At 57.0% G+C, this 21,668-nt stretch carries 19 protein-coding genes; 16 read left to right on the top strand and 3 right to left on the bottom strand.

The window, feature by feature from the left end; all coding sequences use genetic code 11:
• Position 1: 1 nt before the first annotated feature.
• Both K227x_RS10340 and K227x_RS10335 read left to right on the top strand, forming a co-directional pair.
• Positions 2–1,915: a DUF1592 domain-containing protein gene (locus K227x_RS10340; protein WP_145169421.1), complete on the top strand. Its 1,914-nt coding sequence runs from the start codon at positions 2–4 to the stop codon at positions 1,913–1,915.
• A 306-nt stretch (positions 1,916–2,221) separates the two neighbouring features.
• Positions 2,222–3,571, top strand: coding sequence for a DUF1552 domain-containing protein (locus K227x_RS10335; RefSeq protein WP_145169420.1), 1,350 nt, complete (start codon positions 2,222–2,224; stop codon positions 3,569–3,571).
• Between the two features lie 19 nt (positions 3,572–3,590).
• On the opposite strand, the gene K227x_RS10330 is transcribed toward K227x_RS10335, so the two are convergent.
• Positions 3,591–4,472 carry a helix-turn-helix domain-containing protein gene (locus tag K227x_RS10330; protein WP_145169419.1) on the bottom strand — a complete coding sequence of 294 codons (882 nt, stop codon included), beginning with the start codon at positions 4,470–4,472 and terminating at the stop codon, positions 3,591–3,593.
• Positions 4,473–4,740: 268 nt separating this feature from the next.
• On the opposite strand from K227x_RS10330, the gene K227x_RS10325 reads away from it, so the two are divergent.
• The 6 genes from K227x_RS10325 to rpoN all read left to right on the top strand — a co-directional run bounded on the left by K227x_RS10325 (position 4,741) and on the right by rpoN (position 11,526).
• On the top strand, positions 4,741–5,925 hold the full coding sequence (locus K227x_RS10325) for a sigma-70 family RNA polymerase sigma factor (RefSeq protein ID WP_145169418.1): 1,185 nt from the start codon (positions 4,741–4,743) through the stop codon (positions 5,923–5,925).
• Between the two features lie 548 nt (positions 5,926–6,473).
• Positions 6,474–7,409: a UbiA-like polyprenyltransferase gene (locus K227x_RS10320; RefSeq protein ID WP_145169417.1), complete on the top strand. Its 936-nt coding sequence runs from the start codon at positions 6,474–6,476 to the stop codon at positions 7,407–7,409.
• 86 nt (positions 7,410–7,495) lie between these two features.
• Complete coding sequence (mqnE, locus tag K227x_RS10315; protein WP_145169416.1) at positions 7,496–8,638, top strand: aminofutalosine synthase MqnE; 1,143 nt, start codon at positions 7,496–7,498, stop codon at positions 8,636–8,638.
• A 156-nt stretch (positions 8,639–8,794) separates the two neighbouring features.
• Positions 8,795–9,172, top strand: coding sequence for a YbaB/EbfC family nucleoid-associated protein (locus K227x_RS10310; RefSeq protein ID WP_246146722.1), 378 nt, complete (start codon positions 8,795–8,797; stop codon positions 9,170–9,172).
• A 6-nt stretch (positions 9,173–9,178) separates the two neighbouring features.
• Positions 9,179–9,778 (top strand): recombination mediator RecR, encoded by a 600-nt coding sequence (gene recR, locus K227x_RS10305; RefSeq protein WP_145169415.1) that lies wholly within the window; start codon positions 9,179–9,181, stop codon positions 9,776–9,778.
• A gap of 248 nt (positions 9,779–10,026) precedes the next feature.
• Entirely contained in the window at positions 10,027–11,526 is a 1,500-nt protein-coding gene (rpoN, locus tag K227x_RS10300; RefSeq protein WP_145169414.1) for an RNA polymerase factor sigma-54, read from the top strand.
• A gap of 133 nt (positions 11,527–11,659) precedes the next feature.
• On the opposite strand, the gene K227x_RS10295 is transcribed toward rpoN, so the two are convergent.
• Both K227x_RS10295 and K227x_RS10290 read right to left on the bottom strand, forming a co-directional pair.
• Positions 11,660–12,457, bottom strand: coding sequence for a ThuA domain-containing protein (locus K227x_RS10295; RefSeq protein WP_246146721.1), 798 nt, complete (start codon positions 12,455–12,457; stop codon positions 11,660–11,662).
• Between the two features lie 197 nt (positions 12,458–12,654).
• Positions 12,655–14,106, bottom strand: coding sequence for a DUF4912 domain-containing protein (locus K227x_RS10290; protein ID WP_145169412.1), 1,452 nt, complete (start codon positions 14,104–14,106; stop codon positions 12,655–12,657).
• Positions 14,107–14,901: 795 nt separating this feature from the next.
• Here K227x_RS10290 and K227x_RS10285 point away from each other — a divergent pair.
• The 8 genes from K227x_RS10285 to atpG all read left to right on the top strand — a co-directional run bounded on the left by K227x_RS10285 (position 14,902) and on the right by atpG (position 21,551).
• Entirely contained in the window at positions 14,902–15,213 is a 312-nt protein-coding gene (locus K227x_RS10285; protein WP_218933904.1) for an AtpZ/AtpI family protein, read from the top strand.
• A 197-nt stretch (positions 15,214–15,410) separates the two neighbouring features.
• Complete coding sequence (locus K227x_RS10280) at positions 15,411–16,040, top strand: hypothetical protein (RefSeq protein WP_145169410.1); 630 nt, start codon at positions 15,411–15,413, stop codon at positions 16,038–16,040.
• A complete protein-coding gene (atpB, locus tag K227x_RS10275; protein ID WP_145169409.1) occupies positions 16,037–17,059 on the top strand; it encodes a F0F1 ATP synthase subunit A in 1,023 nt (340 codons plus the stop codon). Before K227x_RS10280 ends, atpB begins: the two co-directional genes overlap by 4 nt.
• 118 nt (positions 17,060–17,177) lie before the next feature.
• Positions 17,178–17,429: an ATP synthase F0 subunit C gene (atpE, locus tag K227x_RS10270; RefSeq protein ID WP_145169408.1), complete on the top strand. Its 252-nt coding sequence runs from the start codon at positions 17,178–17,180 to the stop codon at positions 17,427–17,429.
• A 112-nt stretch (positions 17,430–17,541) separates the two neighbouring features.
• A complete protein-coding gene (gene atpF / locus K227x_RS10265) occupies positions 17,542–18,297 on the top strand; it encodes a F0F1 ATP synthase subunit B (RefSeq protein WP_145177654.1) in 756 nt (251 codons plus the stop codon).
• A 31-nt stretch (positions 18,298–18,328) separates the two neighbouring features.
• Complete coding sequence (gene atpH, locus K227x_RS10260) at positions 18,329–18,958, top strand: ATP synthase F1 subunit delta (RefSeq protein ID WP_145169407.1); 630 nt, start codon at positions 18,329–18,331, stop codon at positions 18,956–18,958.
• 77 nt (positions 18,959–19,035) lie between these two features.
• Positions 19,036–20,559: a F0F1 ATP synthase subunit alpha gene (atpA, locus tag K227x_RS10255; protein ID WP_145169406.1), complete on the top strand. Its 1,524-nt coding sequence runs from the start codon at positions 19,036–19,038 to the stop codon at positions 20,557–20,559.
• 104 nt (positions 20,560–20,663) lie between these two features.
• Entirely contained in the window at positions 20,664–21,551 is an 888-nt protein-coding gene (gene atpG / locus K227x_RS10250) for an ATP synthase F1 subunit gamma (RefSeq protein WP_145169405.1), read from the top strand.
• Positions 21,552–21,668: the final 117 nt, after the last annotated feature.

Genomic DNA, 21,668 nt, shown 5'->3' with positions numbered 1-21,668 from the left:
TATGCAAGCGAACCATCGACTGTCGATCCGGCGCGGCGCGTGGGCGTTTGCAATGATGCAAGCGGCGATCCTTTCGTTGCTGTCGACGCCGGCGGGCGCCGATGAACCGCCGGTATCCTGGGATCGTGAAATCGAACCGCTGCTACAACGCCACTGCTATCGCTGTCACCGCGATGATGATGCCGCTGGCAATGTGAACTTGCGTCAGGACGAAAACCCACGATTGGTGCTGCGAAACCGAAACAAATGGGAAACGGTGCTGGACGTGCTTCGGTCCGAACAGATGCCTCCCGACGATGCTCGAAAGCTGTCGGACGACGATCGCAGCAAGATCATCACCTACCTGGATTCGCACCTCGGGCACATCGATTGCGATTCGGTCCATCTCCCCGGCACGCCACCCGCCCGCCGGCTAACCCGGCACGAATACAACCTTGCGATCGAAGACCTTACCGGGTTACCCATCCGGCCTGCCAACGACTTTCCGCCCGAACCGACAAGCTTTGGTTTTGTTGGAATCGGCGGGGCGTCGGGACTGACGTCGGTCGAGGTCAGTCATTACCGTGCCGCCGCCGAAACCGTTTGCGATGCATTGGTGGTCGCGGCAGAAACGAACCATGCGCTGGCTGAACACTTCTTCGGAAGCGACCCAAACCCGGCCCCGGAAACAGCCCACCAGCTGCTGAACGAGTTTGCGGACCGCGCCTTTCGCCGGCCGGCCGCCCCGGACTTCCTGGCTGGACTGAACCAAATCTATGCCATTTCGATCCAGCAAGGGGCGGATCACCGGACGTCGATGCGAAACGCGATGTCCGCGGTGTTGATGTCACCTCGATTTTTCATGCGAATCGAATCGCCGCCGCAGGGTGAACCGAGCGACGAACCGTATCAAGTCGATGCGTATGATTTGGCATCGCGGCTGAGTTTCTTTTTATGGGCGGCACCTCCGGACCAATTGCTTCGCGAGTCCGCCGAAAGTGGTGACCTGCTGCGCGGCGACGAACTGCAACGTCAGGTCCACCGAATGCTTCGCCATCGCAAAGTCGCCGACGGATTGGTCCGCGGTTTCTTTGCCCAGTGGTTGCAGTACAGTTCGCTGATCAGCCACCCAGTGGATGCCAAGCGTTTTCCTGAAATGACGCCCGCGTTGAATCGATCGATGCGCCGCGAGGTGGAACGGGTGCTTTACGAAATCATTCGCAGCGATCGCCCGGTGACGGACCTAGTGGATGCGGATTACACGTTTGTCGACACAGCATTGGCCAAGCACTACGGACTACCCGCGATTGAAAAGAAGGGGTTCCATCGAGTCCAGTTGCCGGACCGTCGCCGCGGGGGCGTTGTCGTTTCGGCCGCCCTACTGACGCTGCAATCGGATCCGGGTCGAACCAATGTTCCCCGTCGTGGCAACTACATCGCCGGTACCTTTCTAGGCGACCCGCCACCGCCTCCACCGCCGGATGTCCCTGAACTGATCGCGTCCAAGGATGCGACGCACACGATGACGCTGCGACAGATGCTTGAAAAGCATCGGGCCGATCCGCAGTGCGCCGCTTGCCATGCCAAGATGGATCCGATCGGATTCACGCTAGAAAACTACGACGCAATCGGGCGCTGGCGGACCGAAGATGCCGGGCAAACCATCGACGCATCCAGCGACCTGGAACAGTACGGGATGATCGCTGGACCGGAAGGCCTGAAAGATATGCTGATCGCTCGCAAGGATGATTTGAAACAGACGCTGGCCGAGCAGCTTTTGATTTACGCGCTCGGTCGTGGCCCGCGTGAAATCGATCCGTGCGTGATCGCCGACGCGATGGATGCGATGTCCAAGAATAACGACCAGTTCTCGGCACTCGTCATGACGATCGTCCAAAGCTTCCCATTTACCCATCGGTCAGACCCCGCCTTCTAGTGCGCCGGCCAGGTTTCAAGAGAAAGTGTTCACGGCGCCGGAGATGTCTGGACGCCGTTACGATCCGTCGTGCTCAGGGAATTCTTGCCAATCCCAGGACGCTTAGAAAAGACTGCGACGCGCGGCACTTGGGCGGGCACGGTATGCGTTGGGGGGTGCCGGCTACAGGGATTCCGCGGGCAGTGACCGCCACTTCGTGGGGGGGGCAAAGTCAAATGGACCAACATCTTAGCGCCGGCCGGTCATACGATTGCGCCGGAAGGTACAATGGACACGTCGCCCATCCAACATTTCAGAAGTGATCGCATGCCTCATTCGCTCTCTCGTCGCACGGTCCTGCGAGGTTTAGGAACCGCCGTTGCCCTGCCGCTGCTAGATGTGATGTCACCATCGCGTTTGCTTTCGGCAGCCAGCCCCAACCAGAGTGCACCGCTGCGGATGGGATTCTTTTACGTTCCCAATGGCATGCACATGCCTGACTGGACGCCCAAGAAAGATGGTTTCAAATTCGACCTACCGCCGACGTTGGCCAAACTGGCCGACCACCAGGATTCGATCAACATTCTGTCCGGTCTGACGTTGGATGGCGCGCGGGCTCACGGCGATGGCGGAGGCGATCATGCGCGGAGCGTCGCTGCCTTTTTGACCGGATCGCACCCACGGAAAACCAACGGTGCCGACATCCAAAACGGCATTTCGATCGACCAGATGACGGCGAAATACGTGGGCGATCGAACCCGCTTTGCCTCGCTTGAACTGGGGCTGGAAGCCAGCGCCCAAGCAGGCAATTGCGACAGCGGTTATAGCTGTGCCTATGCGTCGAACATGTCGTGGCGCGGCCCGACGAATCCGATGTCCAAAGAAGTCGATCCGGGATCCCTGTTTGACCGGTTGTTCGCTGGCCAGGCCGTGAAAGAAACTCGGCAAGCCCGCAGCGTTCGTGAAAAGTATCGCAAGAGCATTCTGGACTTCGTGCTGGAAGACGCCAACCAGCTGCACAAGACTCTGCCGGCGGTCGACCAACGCAAACTAGACGAATATCTGTATTCAGTCCGCGACGTCGAAAAACGCGTGGGCGGTGCCGAAAAACTTCGTTTGAACGAAGACGGTGTTCCCGATTACCCGCGGCCCAGTGGCGTGCCCAAGGAACTGAGCAAGCATGCGGAATTGATGATGGACATGGTGACGCTGGCCTATCAGACCGACAGCACCCGCATCTTGTCGTTCATGTTCACCAACGCCGGCAGCAACCGAAGTTATCCCGAAATCGGTGTCAGCGAAGGACACCACGAATTGTCTCACCACGGCAAAAGCGAACACAAACAGGAACACATCGCGAAGATCAACCGCTACCACATTGAACGGTTCGCCTACCTACTGGATCGCATGAAACGCACTCCCGAAGGTAACGGTTCGCTGCTCGACAATTGCATGTTGGTCTACGGCAGCGGGATCAGTGATGGGGATCGCCACAACCATGACGACTTGCCGATCCTGATGGCCGGTGCGGCCGGCAATCGGATCAAAACGGGCCGACACCTGAAATACAAAAACGGCACACCGCTGTGCAATCTTTACGTTTGGATGATGCAGCAAATGGGCGCCAAGGCCGACCAATTCGGTGACAGCAGCGGCGTGCTAGATCAATTGGTGTGACCGGTATGGGAAGATCGAATTAGGCGTCGATCAACACCGACGCCAGTTCGACCAGATGCCGCAGTCCGTCACAGTACGCGGTGTATCGCAGCTTGGGACGCAGGCCATCGGTCACGCCGCGGCCGCCAACCAATAATGCCACGTCGTCGCCCAATTGGTCGGCCAATCGGTTCTGGTTGGAAACAAACTCGCTGGGTTGGCCGACAACAGAAACGCTTAGCCAAACCATCTTGGGTTTCATATCAAAGACCGCCTGGCGAAAACTTTCCACCGGCAGGTTGCTTCCCAAGCTGATCGCATTCCAACCGGCTTCGCGTAGGGAAAGCTCAACCAGCGACGTGGGCAACTGGTAAGGATCGCCGGAAAGCGAACCGCCGATCGCCATGGGAGCGTCCACCGGACAGGTTGGCAATTCGGCACGCAACTCGTTGATCATCCGAATGCACGCGTCGCAGGCACGCCGTTCTTGATACGGATCCAGATCGTTGCATTGCCAAGCGTGCCCGATGCCATGCATCGCGTCGGTGATCAGATCATCGGCGGCCTCGCTGCGACTGCGCCCCGATTCGATGTATCGCCGCAGCAGGGCGCGGCAACCGTCTTCGTCGCATGCAGCCAACGACTGCCGAAACGCGCGACGAATCTCACAATCCTGGCCGGGGATTACCGCCGGCCTGGATAGCGGCAAATCCGGCAGCCCCAAAACATCCGCGTCCACCAACACGCGGCCGGATGTGCGTAGGTATTGCTGAAGCCCGTCCAAAGTGATCCGCCGATGACCGCCCAACGTTCGGATGATCGGGATCGCCCCCGAATCACACCATCGTTTGACGGACGATTCACTGGCCCCCAATGCTTCGGCGACCTGCTTGGGCGAATATTGCGGCTGTCGAGCGACCATAGAGAATGCTAAACCTGGACGTTTTGAACGTTTTTTGATCAGGCTGGCATCATAACATCCAACCCGGTGGTTCTGCCCCCAAACCTGATGACAAATCAGCGACATTGCTGATTTTTAGAGCAACCTTTGCCTTTCTGGGGGTTTCAATCACCACAGCCATTGCCGCAGGTGAATCATCAGGATATACCTAAGTGAACGTTTTGCAAACCCAAAACGTTCACATCATCCGCGCAGCGAAGACCCACAACGATCCCTACGGAGTTTCGAGATGTCTCAGCCCGCAGCCACTAAGGCGAGAACCAGCGCCAAGAAGTCGCGAACCGATCGGACTTCGGAATCGTCCGCAGGGACCTCATCAGCTGTCGATTCGCAATCCGACCACACTGAATTGCAAAGTCCAGAATCACAGGACGTCGATGGTCAGGCGGGGATCCAGTTGACCGCGACGGCCGTTCCGGCGCGAACGCCGGGCTGGTTGAAGTCGTCGGAATTGGCAAGTGCAAATTCGGACGTCGCTGAAACGCTGAAAGACTTGGCCGGCTTGGACTCTGAACAACTGCGGCGACTGACGCAAACCTGGCTGAAACGCGAACTCGCCTTCATTTCCAATCCTGGCTTTACCAAAGCGACCGCCGGAAAGACCATCTTTGCGACGTCGCTTGACCTGCAACCGCGAAAGAGCGAACAGGGCATCGCGGCGGTTCGAAAGAGCGGTGTCGACCTTCCCATTCACCTGTGTCGGTTGTGCGAAGCATCTTTGTTGACCCCAGAACAAGAAGTGATCCTGTTCCAGCGTTTCAACTTCCTGATGCATCAAGCCAGCGTGCATCGCAGCCTGTTGAACGTCGACCGACCTTCGCGCGCTCGGCTAGCACTCGTCGAACGGTTTGTTGCCTTGGCTGAATGGCACCGCGACCGGATTGTCGAAGCGAACTTGCGTCTGGTCTTTTCGATCGTCAAGAAGTTCGTCAATCCAAACAACACGTTTGACGACTTGCTCAGCGATGGAATCGTGGGCTTGATTCGGGCGGTAGAGAAGTTCGACTTCGACCGCGGGTTTCGATTTAGCACCTACGCCACCCAAGTGGTTCGACGTGGTTCGTATCAAACCGTGGTCACCAATCAGCAGGATCGCCAAAAGGTGATCGGCGGGTTGCAGGACATGGACATCGAATTCGACGACGAAACACGCGTGTCCGCGATCAGCGAAAAACGCTGGCATGAACTGCGCAGCCGTCTGGCCGTCATGCTGGACGCCCTAGACCGCCGCGAAAAACTAATCATCCGAGCTCGATTTTCGCTCGGTTCGCATCGCAAGGTCCACACGCTTCAATCGCTTGCTGATCGACTCGGCATATCGAAAGAACGAGTGCGGCAATTGGAACGCCGTGCGATGGACAAGTTGCGAGACATGTCAGGCGATGCGTCGTTTGCGGAACTGGAACAACAGTAAGCAGGTACTGCAGGCAGTCGTTCGGTAGCGTGGGCAGTTTTGGGTAGAGGGACTCGGCAACGGGTTGTCTTTCGAATCGGAATATAAGCCGCTTGGGCGATAGCTCCGGTTCTTGCGTGACGCAGCCGAGGCTAGCGCCTAGCGGCTCATGAAGCGACATGCCGTCTACGGTTTGTCGATTTGGTCGAACCCTGAATGGCGATGGTGAGGCCACTGGCATTTGGGGGGCCCCCGGCGGATCACGCGACCATCGAAAGTCTTGGCGATTTGCGCTACGAAATGCTTTGCTCAGTTGGCCGAAACGGCTGACGAAAGTTGGCTCTTGGAAGGGCGAATCCATCTGAAATGGTGCAAACAGCGTCTTCGTCTGCCCCAGCGATTTACCAATCCGCTGGATTACGGCAAAATCAGGCCTCAGCAACCTGGTCGCGGCAAAGCAACCGACCAGTGATACCGCGGATCGGGTTGCGGTTATTGCACCAGCCGTCTCGCCGGGACGCCACCGCATCACGCCTATTCTCTCTCCCCCGCGCCTGCACCGTCCACCGATGAATCAAACGACGAAGACCACAGGCAGTCGATTAGGGGACTGGCTAGGGCTGATCCGATTCAGTCATACGATCTTCGCCTTACCCTTTGCGGCGCTGGCGACGGTGATGGCATTCACCGCTCGGTTGCCATCGGGGGAAACACCGACTCTGCGTTTCCGCGATCTTGCAGGGATACTGCTGTGCATGATTTTCGCTCGTAGCGCCGCGATGGCGTTCAACCGGTTGGTTGACCAGCGGATCGATGCAAAGAACCCGCGAACCGCCGGGCGACATCTGCCGGCGGGGATTTTGGGTCGGGGTGAAGTCGTGATGTTCACAGCGATGTGCAGCGTTGGATTCATCGCATCGACACTGTTGTTTTTGCCAAATCGGATTCCGTTGATCGCTTCCGTCCCCGTTCTGATGTTCCTATGCGGGTACAGCTTGGCGAAGCGGTTCACGTCGGCCGCCCATTTGTGGCTGGGGGTAGCCCTTAGCCTGTCACCGATCTGCGTCTGGTTAGCGATTCGCGGCCCGCAATCGATTGCGAATCCGGCGGATTTGATCGCACCGTTGGTTCTGGCTGCCGTGGTTGCCGCCTGGGTCACTGGTTTCGACATTATCTATGCCTGCCAAGACGCCGATTTTGATGCTGAAAGCGGGCTGCACAGCATTCCGGCACGATTCGGAGTAGCCGGGGCGCTTCGGATCGCCCGGATAAGCCATATGGTGATGCTGGGATTGCTGCTTGCCCTGATCTGGGCGGGGCGGGCCAGCGGCTTGGGGCCGATCTTTGCCGGAGTCTGGGTCTTGGTCGCTCTGCTGGTGATCCGGCAACACTCTCTGGTACGCCCGGGCGAGTTGGACCGGGTCAACCAAGCATTTTTCGACACCAATGCGGCGATTAGCCTGGCACTGCTGGCCGCCGGTTCGATCGACTGCATCTGGCTTTGACAGATGTTGCCTGATCACCGAGGCTTGCGGTTGTTAAACTCGCAGTCAATCGTATTTTCCACGCTCCTTCCACTGATGCACGCGCGATGAACGCCACCGAACGATCCGCCCGGTTCCGAGAAATTCGCGACAAGGTCGAAGCCGACCAGCGACTGTCGCTGGACGACGGGATTTTTCTGTACGATCCCCAGGTCCCCCTGCAGGCCGTCGGCGAACTGGCCAACCTGGTTCGCGAACGCAAAAACGGCAATGCGGGCTATTTCAACATCAACACCCACCTGAACCCGACCAACGTCTGCGTTTACCGATGTCGGTTTTGTGCGTTCCGGAGCGATCTGCGTGACCCCAAGGGGTACACGATGAGCGATGAACAGGTGATCGCCCGCGGGCAGGAAGCGACCGACAACGGGTGCACCGAAATGCACATCGTGGGTGGACTTCATCACCAGAAACCGTACCAGTGGTACCGGCACCTGATCGAATTGCTGCACGAGAACTTCCCCCAAATCCACCTGAAGGGTTGGACGGCGGTAGAGATCAATTGGTTTGAATTCCAAACCAAAAAATCCGTTCGCTGGGTGCTGGAGGATCTGCGTTCGGCAGGTCTGGGCAGCATGCCGGGCGGCGGTGCCGAAATTTTCCACCCCGAAGTTCGCGACCAACTTTGCGAACACAAAGCCAACACCCATGCTTGGTTGGACATCCACCGAAACGCCCACGAAATTGGGTTGCGCACCAACTGCACCATGTTGTACGGGCACGTGGAAAACGCGTATCACCGCATCGACCACCTGCTACGACTGCGTGAACTGCAGGACCAAACGGGCGGATTCCAGGTCTTCATCCCGCTAGCGTTCCACCCCGAGAATACAAAGCTGTCGGATCTGAAGAAACCGTCGGCGCTGATGGACCTGCGCACGATGGCGGTCAGCCGACTGATGCTGGACAATATCCAACACATCAAAGCGTACTGGATCATGCTGGGCATCGAGACGGCGCAGGCGGCGCTCGCCTACGGCGCCGACGATATCGACGGGACCGTCCGACACGAATTGATCTACCACGATGCCGGCGCCACAACGCCGGAATGCTTGTCGGTGGATGACATCAAGCAATTGATTGTTGAAGCCGGACGCGATCCCATCGAACGCGACACCGTGTACAACCGTGTTCGACGCGATCCGAACGACTATACCCAGTGGTCGATCGAGGAGATGGCTGCGGTATAAGCCACGTCATACCGCAGGTCCGATATCTGGATACAATCCGGGCTCGAATTCAATCACAACTACCGACACGTGGCATCATCGCATTTCGATGCCCCGCTTTCATGGCGCCGATCAACGGCGCACGTGGATCGGCGATCGAGCGATGACGGCCACGTCATGAAGGAACCATTCGATATGTTCAAAGGACTTGGGAATCTCGGCAACATCGCTTCGATGATGGGGTCGCTGCAACAGTTGCCTGATCGAATGCGAGAGCTGAACGACCGGATGAAGGACGAATCGGTTTCGGCGTCGTCGGCCGGCGGGTCGGTCGAAGTGGTGATGAATGGAACCGGTGAAGTCCAGTCCGTCCGAATTTCGGACGAATCACTAGCGGGCAGCGAACTGGAATCCGCCATCGTAGAAGCCACCAATGCCGCCGGCGCAGCAGCCAAAAAGCTGTACGCCGAATCGATCACCAACATGGTCGACGACATGGACCTGAAATTGCCTGGCTTGGACAGCGTGATTTCGACCCTCACCGGCGGGAATTAGGCGACGATGAACAAGCACGCCGGCGCGGTGGCCGAATTGGTCGAACAACTGGGACGATTGCCCGGCGTGGGACGCAAAAGCGCCGAACGGTTGGCGTTTCACCTATTGCGGGTCAGCGAAACCGAAGCGTTGGCGCTGGCCGAATCGATTCGCCGCGTCCGGCAAGATGTCCGCTACTGCGCCACCTGCTTCAACCTGGCCGAATCGGAAACCTGCGCTATCTGCGCATTGCCCGACCGCGACGCGACGCGGCTCTGCATCGTGGAACAGCCGCGCGACCTGATGAGCCTGGAACAGGCGGGCATCTTCAAAGGCGTTTACCACGTCCTGCTTGGCAGAATCGCCCCCCTGGATGGTATCGGACCTGATCAATTAACGATCGATGACCTTGTTGAAAGAGTCCGGGTCGGAAATTTTGTTGAAATTATCATGGCCACCAACCCGACCGTAGAAGGGGACGGGACGTCACTGTACATCAGCAACTTATTGAGCGAGTTTCCGGTCGAAATCACACGTTTGGCGCGTGGAATCACCGCCGGAAGCGTTTTGGAGTACGCCAATCGCGAGATGATTGCGGACGCGTTGACGGGCCGCCAAAAGCTATAAACCGTAGACTCCGGTGGTCGGACGGGTAAAATTGCTCCAAGGTGGAACGAAATTCGCTCTGCCTGGCCTCATGGTGCGGTATCATGCTTGTGACGTCGCCATTTTGTCGGTGACGCTGACGACACCAGACTCGGCATGGCGGCGGAAACGCCTCACGCCAAAGACGACGGGGACCTGTTCCCGGTCGGTTGAGTCTGACTGTCTAGGCGACTGGCCATCCAGCAAGCTTTCCTCGAAGAGAATTTCTGATGCGGATGTCGATGGGCCTTCAGGCCCGACAATTGCAAACCCAAAAACTGGCTCCTCGGATGATCCAGTCGATGGAGATTCTGCAGCTCCCCACGATGGCGTTACAAGAACGCGTCGAACAGGAGATGAACGAGAATCCGTTGCTGGAACAACAGGAAAACGATCCGCTGGCGCCGGACGAAATGGATGATGACTATCCACCGTCCAAGGACGCTCGCAGCGAGAACGAAAAGGAACTGGTCGTCGACAACGACCATTCCAACCAAGAAGATTTCGAACGCCTTCAAAACATGGTGTCGGAGCTTCCCAACACGTTTGACGAATCGTTCAAGCGATCCGCCAACCGGATGTCCGAGGACGCCGATCGCCGCCACGACCTGATGGCCAACGCGGTGTCGCGGCCTGAATCATTGAATGATTTCCTGTTGCACCAACTGGCTGAACTGGACATCGACGATGACGTCGAACAAGTCGCCGAACGGATCATCAGCACCCTGGACGCCCGCGATGGCGGCTACCTGCGATCACCGCTTGCGGACCTGCTGCCAGCCGGGCACACGCCCGAAGACCTGGCTGTCGCTGAAAAATCACTGGCCATTGTCCAGTCACTGGAACCGACAGGGATCGCTGCACGCGACCTGAGCGAATGTCTGCTGATGCAGATCAAGTCGACGTTCCCGCATTTCGAAGAGATGCGAACGTTGATCAAGGACCACTTGGCTGACTTGGCCGAAAATCGCCTGCCGCAAATCGCCAAGAAGACCAATTACTCGATCGATCTGATCCAAACCGTTCGCGATGAATTGCATGGGCTGAACCCCAAGCCCGGCGCTGCGTTCATGGAAACCTACGTTCCCAACGTCACGCCAGACATCATCCTGGAACAGGACGATTCCGGCGAATACGTGGTACGCCTGGACGACGACCGAGTACCGACGCTATTCATCAGCGAATACTACCGACGCCGGCTGCAGGACCCGACCAGCACAGCGGAGGAACGCGAGTTCATCAAGAACAAGATCAACAGCGCTCAGTGGCTGATCGATTCGATCGAACAACGACGAAGCACGTTGACGAAGGTCGCGCAAGCGATCGTCGCTCACCAAAAGCGGTTTTTGGACGAAGGCCCCGAAGCGATTGAACCGCTGAAGATGCAGCAGATCGCGGACAAGGTTGGCGTGCACGTCACGACGGTTAGCCGCGCGGTCGACGATAAATGGATCCAAACCCCACGCGGCATCCTGCCACTGAAACGATTCTTCGTTGGCGGCACGCAAACTGAAGACGGGGAAGACGTCGCCTGGGATACGATCCGCCTGAAACTTCAGGAACTGATCGACAAGGAAGACAAAAGCGATCCACACAGCGATGAAAAACTGGTCGACGAACTCAAGAAGGCCGGCATGACCGTCGCCCGAAGAACCGTCACCAAGTATCGCAAGAAGATGGGAATCCCCAGCAGCCGCCAAAGACGCGACTGGTCCCTGGTCAAGAAGTAGCCCCCCCCTTCGCAGTAGGCCCCGCACCCGCAATGAATTTTGGCGAATTCATTGCGAGCGAGCCGAAGACAGAGGGACGGCAGTGCGGTAACGCGAATTCAGTCGAATCCCGTAACCGCGGTTGCTGATGCAGTTACTTTGCGGCAGCTTTCTTCTTGCCGGCTGGTTTCAGATGCCCGGCTGCCCATTGGGTGCCGCGAACGACTGACCCCAAGAAGACATCGTCTTCGAACGTTTCGTTGGAATGCCCGTAGGTGGTCCCAAACACGCGAGCCTTGCCGTAGCGATTGATCCATAGCACTGGATAGGCTTTGCCGTCACGCTCGCTGACCGAAGTCGCCAGAGCCTTCGCCCTCGGCCACAGCTTTTCAATGATGTACAGCTCGTCCATCGCGCTAACGTGGTCGGCCGGATAGCCCTTCATGATCGGATGTCCTTTCGCCACGACGTCGATTTTATAGTTGCTTTGATGATCATGGCGGCGACTTGTGACGCCTAGAAATTCTCGCCAGTCGTCGATTTCAGCATCTCGATAGGTATGCATTGCACAGTGGATCACCACGGCGTTTGCGCCATCATGGTGCGCCTTGGTGATGCGGCGAATGTATTCAGGATCCTTGGTGGCCGCAAAGCACTCGTTGTGGATCACCACATCGAAACCCGCCGCCCAATCCGCTTTGTCATAGAGGTCGATCTGCGCGTCGGTGCCGCTCCCACCGTCGTTGACCACCGTCCATACCGCATCGACATTTTGTTTTTGAAACGCAAGCTGCAAAGCTTTGGTTTGAAAGTCATAGTCGTGACAACAGCCACCGGTGACCAGCAATATCTTCAGCGACTTGGCCTTGGTGGAATCCGCTTCCGCTGACTGCGCCGACGCAGCACACTGACCGAGACAAAGAACAAACGAAGCAATCAATACGCGAAACATGGGCTTAGGCATTCCGAAAAACGAGAAAATCTGACTGCGTCGAAACAGAATCAGGCGACGCGAAACAGAGCTTTGAAAGAAAAAAAGGCAAGGAGCCAATCCAGTGATTCTTGACCACTGAGTCCTCTCCTTGCCTTGAACAGATCATCCTGAAACGGCACCGACCACGACCGGCCGGTGCGTCAGGATCGGGCGATCTAGAATCGGTCTTCTAATTCGACAGGTTCCATCACCTTCGTGTTGCGTTCGACAGCCACCACGGTTGTTCGCTGACGCAGCCCATCGCGGCTTTCCGCCGTCACGGGCAACACCTGACGTTTGTCGGGCAACTGCATTCGAACCGTAAACGATCCATCCGCCTGAAGTTTGACGGGACGACCGGCCACTAGAACCGACGCCGACGACAGCGTCTTTCCGAAGATGATCAGCTCGGCATCGACTTCGAACGGCAGCTTCGACTGACGCAGCAGCGAAGGGTCACCGACCGTTTGCCCCTTGTCGCCACGCAGTGGCATTGGCCGACGCAAACGTTCCTCGAAGACTTCCTTCAGGTCGCCTGCGTCCGTGTCGTAACCACCGCTTAGCGAATAAATCCGCTCGTAATCTTCGGCGATGTCATGCCAGTGTTCGTCCAGCCGTTCGCATTCATTCGGGCGCGGTGTTTCGACCACGTTGCTGCGGCATAGAGTGTAAAAGTCGCCTGACGAAGTCACGTAACCCACCAGCACGCGGAAACGCGATGGCGGCTCGTCGACGTCGATATACCAGTTGTTGACGCCACCATGGATCGGGATGTCACGTTCGGTACGCTCGGCACCGTTGGAATCCACGTCACCGACGGCCAACAAACGCAGCACGGGCATCGCGGTATGCCAACGTTCGGCCAGCGAGGACTGAGCCCGCTGGACGCTAGCACGAGTGATTTCCCAAGTCGCTTGCAGCCAGAACGAATCACGAACCAGCAGGACAACGCGGTCCGAATGCGGTCCAGCACCACGTGTGCGTTGGGCCCCATTGTTGACGGCCGAACCGCCCACCAGGGTCCCCGTCGACAGGTCCTTGTTCTTCATCATCGTCTCGCGACGCTTTCGCATCTGAGCACGAATACGAGCTGTTTTGGCGTCGACACGAGGCTCTGGCAACTTCGGCACAGGCTTGTTCAAACGCATTTGGTCGGTTTTGTGCGAGCCCGACTTGGGCGGGCGAGCAGCGACACGCGCGGCTGACGTCGGCGCACTGACCTTGGAACTGCTGGCTTTGCCGCTGCCGGCCTTTGCACTGCTGGCGGATCCACGAGACGACTTCGTCGCGGAGCCTCCCAAGGATGCAGAGGACTTGCTAGACGACGCTCGCACGGAATCACGATCGCTGGCCGTCACCTCGGTCTTCGCTGTCCGACGCTTGGACGACCCAGTGGCCGACGCGCCGGTCTTCACCGCCGCGGGTGCGGACGCTTTCTTTGCAGAAGCTCCCTTCACCGCCGGAGCAGCCTGCGAGGACGACTTGCGACGCAGCTTTCGTTGGACCTTCTTGATTTCATCGACCAATTCGTCTTTTTTCATTCCGTGCCACCCGGGCACGCCATAATCTCGAGCCAAATCAGCAAGCTCGCGGCGTGTCTGTGCCTTCAAATCTGCGGTAGTAATCACCTGCACCTCCCAGGATTTCAAAGACTCGACCAGTGGCCGAATCGATCAATGATGTATGAAGCGACTTGCAGCAACATCCTGTCTGCCAGCCGTGTCCCCGTTGCAATTCGGCGTCCCAGCATTCGGCTCCGAAAGACGACACTGACCCAGCCGCTAACGGCCTTCCAGAGTCGCAATCCCGGTGTTGATCGGACCTGCCGGCGATCCCTGCTTTCGCCTGCAAAACGCCAATCAAAGCGTCTCTACAGGGCGGTTCCGGCACCCTCCCAAACACCACTAATGGGACAATCGTCACCTGAATCATTATGACAAGGGTCCAATCAAACTTCTAGATGTCGTCCGCTGAAATACACGATATTGGCGGGAAATTCACCACTGCAACACCTCCCAAACCACCCATCCACCCTGGCCGTCGACATCCTCGCTGGTCTCGCGGCGCGTAAGTGACGCCCTACACGTTGGATATCGGTGACTACCCGGCAAGCCAGTGGCCAAGCGCCCACTACATCGCGGGTGTAGAATCTTCCGCAATTTTTTGCAGACATTGTTTCGCCCGCTCACGACGCTTGGGGGAATCCCGCAAACAACGTGAAAAGCCGTCCGTCATGCGAATCACCTGCGGGTTTCCAAGGCTCCCTCGCCAGGACCAGTTGTGCAAATTCTTGCATTTAGGGTGCGGCGATCCGTCGCTGCCACTGGTGGCCGGCGAATCTGCGGTCAGACTCTTGCCTACACAAGTCAAAAATGATGCGAGCGGGCACCACCGCAGGAGAATCCGGGCACCGGCAAATCCCCATGACTTTGACCGACGACGACGGCACATCCCAGTCGCCCCCTAACGAGCAACCCTCGCAGGCAGGTGGCAGCAACGGGACGAACGACCGAGACGGATCCAAAGCGTGGATGAAGTTTGCGGGACTGGGAATCGAACTGGCGGGGACAACGCTCGGGTTCGCAGCCATCGGCTATGCCGTCGACTGGGCACTCGGCTCACAGCGACCGCTCGGCACGGCGGCTGGGGTCCTGATAGGATTCAGCTTCGCAATGTTCCGTTTCATCAAAATTGCCTCCGGCGGGAACCCGACGGACAGCACGAAACACCACTGACCGGACTGTCGATCAACCGTCCGAAATACCAACTTTGATCTGCAATCGCAATTCGCTTTCGCAGAGAACGATTTTAAAAACCATCAATCGAGCGAGCGAATGAGCGAAACCGCTCAACCAACCGCGTGCCGATTGACGACAGACCTTATTCCGACGCCCAACGCCCCCATTCGACGCATCCATCCTTTTCGTTGCCTGTGATTCCTACTGACACCCATGACCGTCGTCGCCTAGCGACCGCCAGTGACCTGTTCGTCACGACGCTTCGTGGTGTTGTGGTCGCTTGGTGTGCCGTGATGGGAATGACGACGGTCGGCTTGGCTGCGTTTGCGCCGGAGTCGGTTTCGGTAGGAATTGCGATCGCGATCGGCAGTGGATTGATTTCCGTGTTGGCGTTGATCCCCGGATGTTTCCTGCAACAACCCAACACACAACAACCCAACACACAACAACCCAACACACAACAACCCAACACACAACAACGCGGCAACGGATCGCTCGAATCGGGACGACGAACCGGCCTGACAGCCAACCTATTCCTCGTCGGCGCCAGCGCCGCGATGGCAATTCGTTTCGCTGGCACCGTTGCACTGTTCGTTGCCTGCCGCTATCAATTTGGCGTAACGACGGAAACGGTCGCGATTTTAGTTTGCAGCTGGTACATGCTGCTGACATCGGTCGAGATCTTTTTCCTCGCTCGCAACGCTTCGACGATTGACTCGATCATCGATCAATCATCGCGGCAACGGTCCGGTCTGGAAAGCGTTTCGGACGAACCTAACCTTGGCCTCTCGCAAACACCTTTGACGGATTCCACGCTCGGATGAATTTGTTGATCGCCGCTGCCGACAATCCCGTAACTCACGTAGTGCCCCACGCACTGCACGAGGAACCGATTTTCTCCGTTGCCACTGGCGGCGGTGATATTCCGGCATTGAATATTTACGATGGGGCTTACAGCTTCTTCATCACGAACCACTTGATGATGACCGCCGTGTCAGCCATCTGTGTGGTCGTGGTGTTCTGGTTGGTGTCGCGCCGAGTTCGCGTCAAAGGCGAAGGCCTGTCCGCGTATCAGACACGCGGCCGAGTGGCTCAATTGTTCGAAACAATGTGCACCTTCATCCGCGACGAAGTCGTCCGGCCGAACCTGCATGAAAAAACTGACAAATATATCTACTACATCTGGACGATTTTCTTCTTCGTCCTGTTCGCAAATGTGCTGGGGCTGATCCCGATCGGATCGATCATGTATTTGATCACCGGGAACGCACACGATTTGCATTATGGCGGTACAGCCACCGGCAACCTGTCGCTGAATGTGATTTTGGCGGTCGGCAGTTTCATCGCGATCATCTACATCGGCATCAAAGAAACCGGTGCCAAGGCATTCTTTTCGCACTTCAACCCGATTGGTTGGGACGACCCAAAGATGCTGGCGATCGGCATTCCATTGTACGTTTTGGAATGGGTCGGCCTGTTCATCAAGTGCGTCGTGCTTGCCATGCGGTTGTTTGGAACCATGATGGCCGGTCACTTGGTGATCGCAGCATTTATCGGCTTGATTTTCATGGCGGTGAAGGTATCACTCGGCCTCGGCTATGGCGTCCAATTGGCTGTGATCGGCGGCGGCATTGTCTTGACGTTGTTGGAATTGTTCATCTGTTTCTTGCAGGCGTTCATTTTCACCTTCTTGACCGTGCTGTTCATTTCGCAAGTCGCCACCCATCATGGCCACGACGATCACCACGAAGACGAACATCCTTTCAGTGACGAAAATCAAATGGACATGGACAAGATCATGTCGCCTGAACGGATCACACCAATGCACAATCCGGCCGGTTAGTCGGTCGTTTTAGATCAAACCAGTTGACCCTTTCCCTTTAGTAATCCCTCACCAAACCAAACCTGTTTCCGTGTCTGGTGAGAATCGAACGAGATTTTTTCTCAGGAGCAATTAGAAGATGTTTGAAATGGCAATGTTGCTGGCACAAGAAGTCGCTGATACCGGTTTTGGCACCTTGGGTGTTGGTATCGGCATGGGCTTGGCAATCATCGGTGCTGGCCTGGGCATTGGTCGCATCGGTAGCTCGGCCGTGGAAGCGATTTCGCGTCAACCAGAAGCTGGTGGCACGATCGCAACCCAAATGTTGATCTCGGCCGCACTGATCGAAGGTGCAACCGTTATCGCGTTGATCCTACTGTTGATCCGCTAATTAAGTCAGCTTTGTCACGCGGTTCACTGGCTCCGGTTCGCATCTGCGACCGGGTCGATCTGCCGCGTTGATCTGCTTTGAAAGTACCCCGATGATCCTGAGAGGCCACTCGATGTTGTCCACGATCGGACGCCCGCTTGTCGCGCTGTCGTTACTGTTGTTCGTCACCGGTGACACTTCGTTGGTTCGCGCCGATGAAGAAGCGTCGGGCAAAAAAGCCGACGTGGCCGAAGTTGAATCCGGCGATGTGACGGATGCTGATCACCAGCATGACGACCATCCCGCTGCCGAACATGACGGACACGCTGAAGGCGTCGGTCATGGCGAAAGCGGCCATGGCGGACATGGGGAACATGCCGAAGCAGACGGAACGCCACCTTTGTTGACATTCGACATGGGTTCGGCAGTCTGCAACTTGGCAATTTTCCTAGGCGTCTTGGCGATCTTGTCCAAGTTCGTTTGGCCCGTGATTCTCGGGGGCCTCCAGGCTCGCGAAGACAAGATCCACGGCGAACTGGAACAAGCAGCCAAAGCCAATGCCGAAGCCAAAGCACTGTTGGACAATTATCAGTCCAAGATTGATGAAGCTTCGACCAAGGTTCAAACCATGTTGGCAGAAGCACGCAAGGATTCCGAAGCGGCCGGTCAACGGATCGTCGACGAAGCCAAAGCGGAAGCCGAACGTCAACGTCAACGGGCCGTTAGCGATATCGAAACCGCCAAGAAGGTTGCGATCGCAGAATTGGCCGGTCAAACGTCGGATATGGCGATCAACGTTGCCAAATCCATCGTCGGACGCGAACTCAACCCGGGCGACCACGCGGAATTGATCCGCCAATCGCTCGAGCGGATGCCTAGCAACAACTAAATCCCCGGTCTCCACACATCAATCGTTTCCAATGACTCAATCCGTCAAACACGACACGGTGCTCGACACCGGCGCCGAACAGCTAGGGAAAACCTACGCTCGGGCGTTGATCGGTGCCGCCAAGAACCAGGGTGACGGGGTTGCCGATACCATCGTCAATCAGCTCGCCATGGTCGTGGACGACTATCTAGCCCAAAGCCCACAGCTGCGTGCGGCGTTCCAATCACCTCAAGTCAGTCAGGCGGAAAAGATCCGCGTGCTGGACCGAGTCTTTGGTGACGAACTTCACCCCACGCTGCTCAAGTTTTTGAAGGTGATGGTTTCGCGAGATCGGCTTGGATACGTCCATGCGGTACGCACCGCAGCGGACAACATCTTTGATGACATGATGGGCCGTGTCGTGGCATCGGTTCGCACGGCAGTGCCGCTGGATGACGCAACGCGTGGGCAAATCGTCGACCGACTTGGGTCGGTCATGAACGCCCAAATCAAACTCAACGAATCGGTCGACCCTGAATTGATCGGCGGGATGGTGATTCGTATCGGCGACAAAGTTTTCGATAGCAGTGTTCAAAACCGGCTCAGCAAGTTGGCCGTCAAAGCACGCCATGGTTTTTCAAGCAAATTGCTTGACCGATTCAGTCAGTTTACGTCCGAATGATCGTGCCCCGCGGGTGATCTCGGCCTCACACTATTTCACAACATCCAAGCGTTCCCTTTCAGCGCACCTGAACAATCATGAAATTTAGCAGCGACGAAATTGCTTCGGTCTTGCAGCAAGAAATCGAACAATTCGATAGCAAGATTGACGTCCGCGAAGTCGGCACCGTGTTGGAAGTCGGTGACGGGATCGCTCGCGTCTACGGTCTCTCCGGCGTGATGGCTGGCGAAATGGTCGAGTTCCCCAATGGCGCCATCGGCTTGGCGTTTAACTTGGAAGAAAACTCGGTCGGTGTCATCATCCTGGGTGACTACCTAACGATCAAAGAAGGCGACGAAGTCAAAGCACTGGGGACCCTGTTGTCGGTTCCTGCCGGCGATGCAGTCGTCGGCCGCGTGCTGGACCCGCTGGGCAATCCGCTTGACGGCAAAGGCCCTGTCCAAACCGACATCACTCGCCCCGTCGAAATCATCGCAACTGGCGTTGCTGAACGCCAACCGGTGACCGAACCGATGCAAACCGGTGTCAAAGCGATCGACGCGATGACCCCGATCGGACGCGGCCAACGCGAACTGATCATCGGTGACCGTAAGACCGGTAAAACCGCGATCGCGATCGATGCCATTCTGAACCAGAAGGGCAAAGACGTGAAGTGTTTCTACGTCGCCATCGGCCAAAAGGATTCTGCGGTCGCTTCGATCGTTGACGTCCTAGAACGCAACGGTGCGATGGAATACACGACCGTCATCGTCGCTGGTGCGTCAGCTCCTGCTCCGCTGCAATACGTTGCACCGTATGCCGGTACCGCCATGGCCGAACAGTTCATGTTCAACGGTGGGCACGGGTTGATCGTTTATGATGACTTGTCCAAGCAAGCCACCGCGTATCGTCAGATGAGCCTGTTGATGCGTCGTCCACCGGGCCGCGAAGCGTACCCTGGAGACGTGTTCTACTGTCACAGTCGGCTGCTAGAACGATCGGCCAAACTATCCGACGCGTTGGGCGGTGGATCGTTGACCAGTTTGCCGATCATCGAAACGCTGGAAGGCGAAGTTTCGGCTTACATTCCAACCAACGTGATTTCGATCACCGACGGACAAATCTATCTGCAACCCGACTTGTTCTTCGCTGGGATTCGTCCAGCCATGAACGCTGGTATTTCGGTATCTCGCGTCGGTGGTGCGGCTCAGGTCAAAGCGATGAAGAAAGTCGCGGGTGGTTTGCGTTTGGACTTGGCAGCCTTCCGTGCTTTGGAAGCCTTCGCACAACTGGGTACTGACCTGGATGCGGCCACCCAATCGCAACTCGATCGCGGTTACCGCATGGTCGAATTGCTGAAACAGCCACAGTACCGCCCGATGGGCGTCGCCGATCAAGTGCTTAGCTTGTACGCCGGTACCCGCGGTTTCTTGGACGATGTGCCAGTCAAGGCTGTGCCGCAATGGGAAGTCGACTTCCTGCAGTTCGCTCGCGATAAGCACTCCGCGACCGTCGCATTGTTGGAAGACAAGATGGACCTGACGGACGAAATCACCGAGAAGATCGAAGCCTGCATCAAGGACTTCAAGAGTGGCTACAAGCCGGTTGAAGCGGCGATTTAGTAGTCGACGACACAGCGCCCCCAAAGGTGCTTCCTCCCATTAGCCGGAATCGAATCGTATGAACGATCCGGCTCACGAGAACAACAACGAACTTCTGAAGATTCATGGCCAACGCTCGCGCCCTCGATAAACGCCGCAAATCCATCAAGAACATCCGCAAGATTACGCGGACGATGGAACTGATCGCGACGGCTCGTTACAAAAAAGCGATGGATCGGGCTGCCGCCGTCACGGCGTACACCGATCGATTGTCGCAAATCGTGGCCAGCCTGGCTGCGGCCGGTACCGAGGTCCAACACCCGCTGTTGGAAAAACGTGACAACCCCAAAGCGGCTCGCGTGCTGGTCTTGGCCAGCAACCGCGGTCTGTGCGGTGGCTACAACGCCAGCGTGTTGCGGACTTCGATGCCTTTGATCCGCGAACTGCAAGGTTCGATCGGTAACATTGGTGTCGACGTTAGCGGCAAGCGAGGAATCAACGGCCTGAAGTTCCGCGGCATCGAACCTGAAAACACCTACCAACAGTTCGAAGATCAACCGGCCTACGCCGAAGTCGAAAAGATCGCCAACATGTACTTGGAAAAGTACATCGCTGGTGAAATGGACCGCTTGGATGTCGTCTACACTCGATTTGTTAGCACCAGCAAGCAGATCGCAACGGTCCAAACCCTGTTGCCGCTCGGTTCGCTATCCGACGACACCGATGCCGAATCGTTGACCGGCGGCCCGTCGAAGGAATACGAATTCTTGCCCTCGGCTGAAAGCATTTTGGAAGAGGTCGTTCCGACCAGTTTCAAAGCCAAGCTGTTCAAGTGCTTCCTGGATTCAGCGGTCAGCGAGCAAGTGGCTCGAATGATCGCGATGAAGGGAGCCACCGAAAGTGCCGGCGACATGATCAAACAACTGTCGATGACTTACAACCGTGCCCGTCAAAGCCAAATCACCGGCGAGATCATGGAGATCATCGGTGGCGTGGAAGCCCTGGAAGGCTAATCGCAAGCGAGCCGCCGACTGGTCACAAACCAGTCACCAAAGCGGCTTTCCCGAGCCGATCCCAGCGAACTGCCGGATCAACCTTACACCCAATATCTAACCCTTTAAAACCTAATC

The organism is Rubripirellula lacrimiformis, assembly GCF_007741535.1.
Lineage (GTDB): Bacteria > Planctomycetota > Planctomycetia > Pirellulales > Pirellulaceae > Rubripirellula > Rubripirellula lacrimiformis.
This window is presented reverse-complemented; position numbering and strand designations above follow the sequence as displayed.

Excerpts from the sequence above, each read along its gene's own strand:
- K227x_RS10340 (WP_145169421.1), top strand. The coding sequence starts at position 2 with ATGCAAGCGAACCATCGACTGTCGATCCGGCGCGGCGCGTGGGCGTTT.
- K227x_RS10335 (WP_145169420.1), top strand. The coding sequence starts at position 2,222 with ATGCCTCATTCGCTCTCTCGTCGCACGGTCCTGCGAGGTTTAGGAACC.
- K227x_RS10330 (WP_145169419.1), bottom strand. The coding sequence starts at position 4,472 with ATGGTCGCTCGACAGCCGCAATATTCGCCCAAGCAGGTCGCCGAAGCA.
- K227x_RS10325 (WP_145169418.1), top strand. The coding sequence starts at position 4,741 with ATGTCTCAGCCCGCAGCCACTAAGGCGAGAACCAGCGCCAAGAAGTCG.
- K227x_RS10320 (WP_145169417.1), top strand. The coding sequence starts at position 6,474 with ATGAATCAAACGACGAAGACCACAGGCAGTCGATTAGGGGACTGGCTA.
- mqnE (WP_145169416.1), top strand. The coding sequence starts at position 7,496 with ATGAACGCCACCGAACGATCCGCCCGGTTCCGAGAAATTCGCGACAAG.
- K227x_RS10310 (WP_246146722.1), top strand. The coding sequence starts at position 8,795 with ATGAAGGAACCATTCGATATGTTCAAAGGACTTGGGAATCTCGGCAAC.
- recR (WP_145169415.1), top strand. The coding sequence starts at position 9,179 with ATGAACAAGCACGCCGGCGCGGTGGCCGAATTGGTCGAACAACTGGGA.
- rpoN (WP_145169414.1), top strand. The coding sequence starts at position 10,027 with ATGCGGATGTCGATGGGCCTTCAGGCCCGACAATTGCAAACCCAAAAA.
- K227x_RS10295 (WP_246146721.1), bottom strand. The coding sequence starts at position 12,457 with ATGTTTCGCGTATTGATTGCTTCGTTTGTTCTTTGTCTCGGTCAGTGT.
- K227x_RS10285 (WP_218933904.1), top strand. The coding sequence starts at position 14,902 with ATGACTTTGACCGACGACGACGGCACATCCCAGTCGCCCCCTAACGAG.
- atpB (WP_145169409.1), top strand. The coding sequence starts at position 16,037 with ATGAATTTGTTGATCGCCGCTGCCGACAATCCCGTAACTCACGTAGTG.
- atpE (WP_145169408.1), top strand. The coding sequence starts at position 17,178 with ATGTTTGAAATGGCAATGTTGCTGGCACAAGAAGTCGCTGATACCGGT.
- atpF (WP_145177654.1), top strand. The coding sequence starts at position 17,542 with ATGTTGTCCACGATCGGACGCCCGCTTGTCGCGCTGTCGTTACTGTTG.
- atpH (WP_145169407.1), top strand. The coding sequence starts at position 18,329 with ATGACTCAATCCGTCAAACACGACACGGTGCTCGACACCGGCGCCGAA.
- atpA (WP_145169406.1), top strand. The coding sequence starts at position 19,036 with ATGAAATTTAGCAGCGACGAAATTGCTTCGGTCTTGCAGCAAGAAATC.
- atpG (WP_145169405.1), top strand. The coding sequence starts at position 20,664 with ATGGCCAACGCTCGCGCCCTCGATAAACGCCGCAAATCCATCAAGAAC.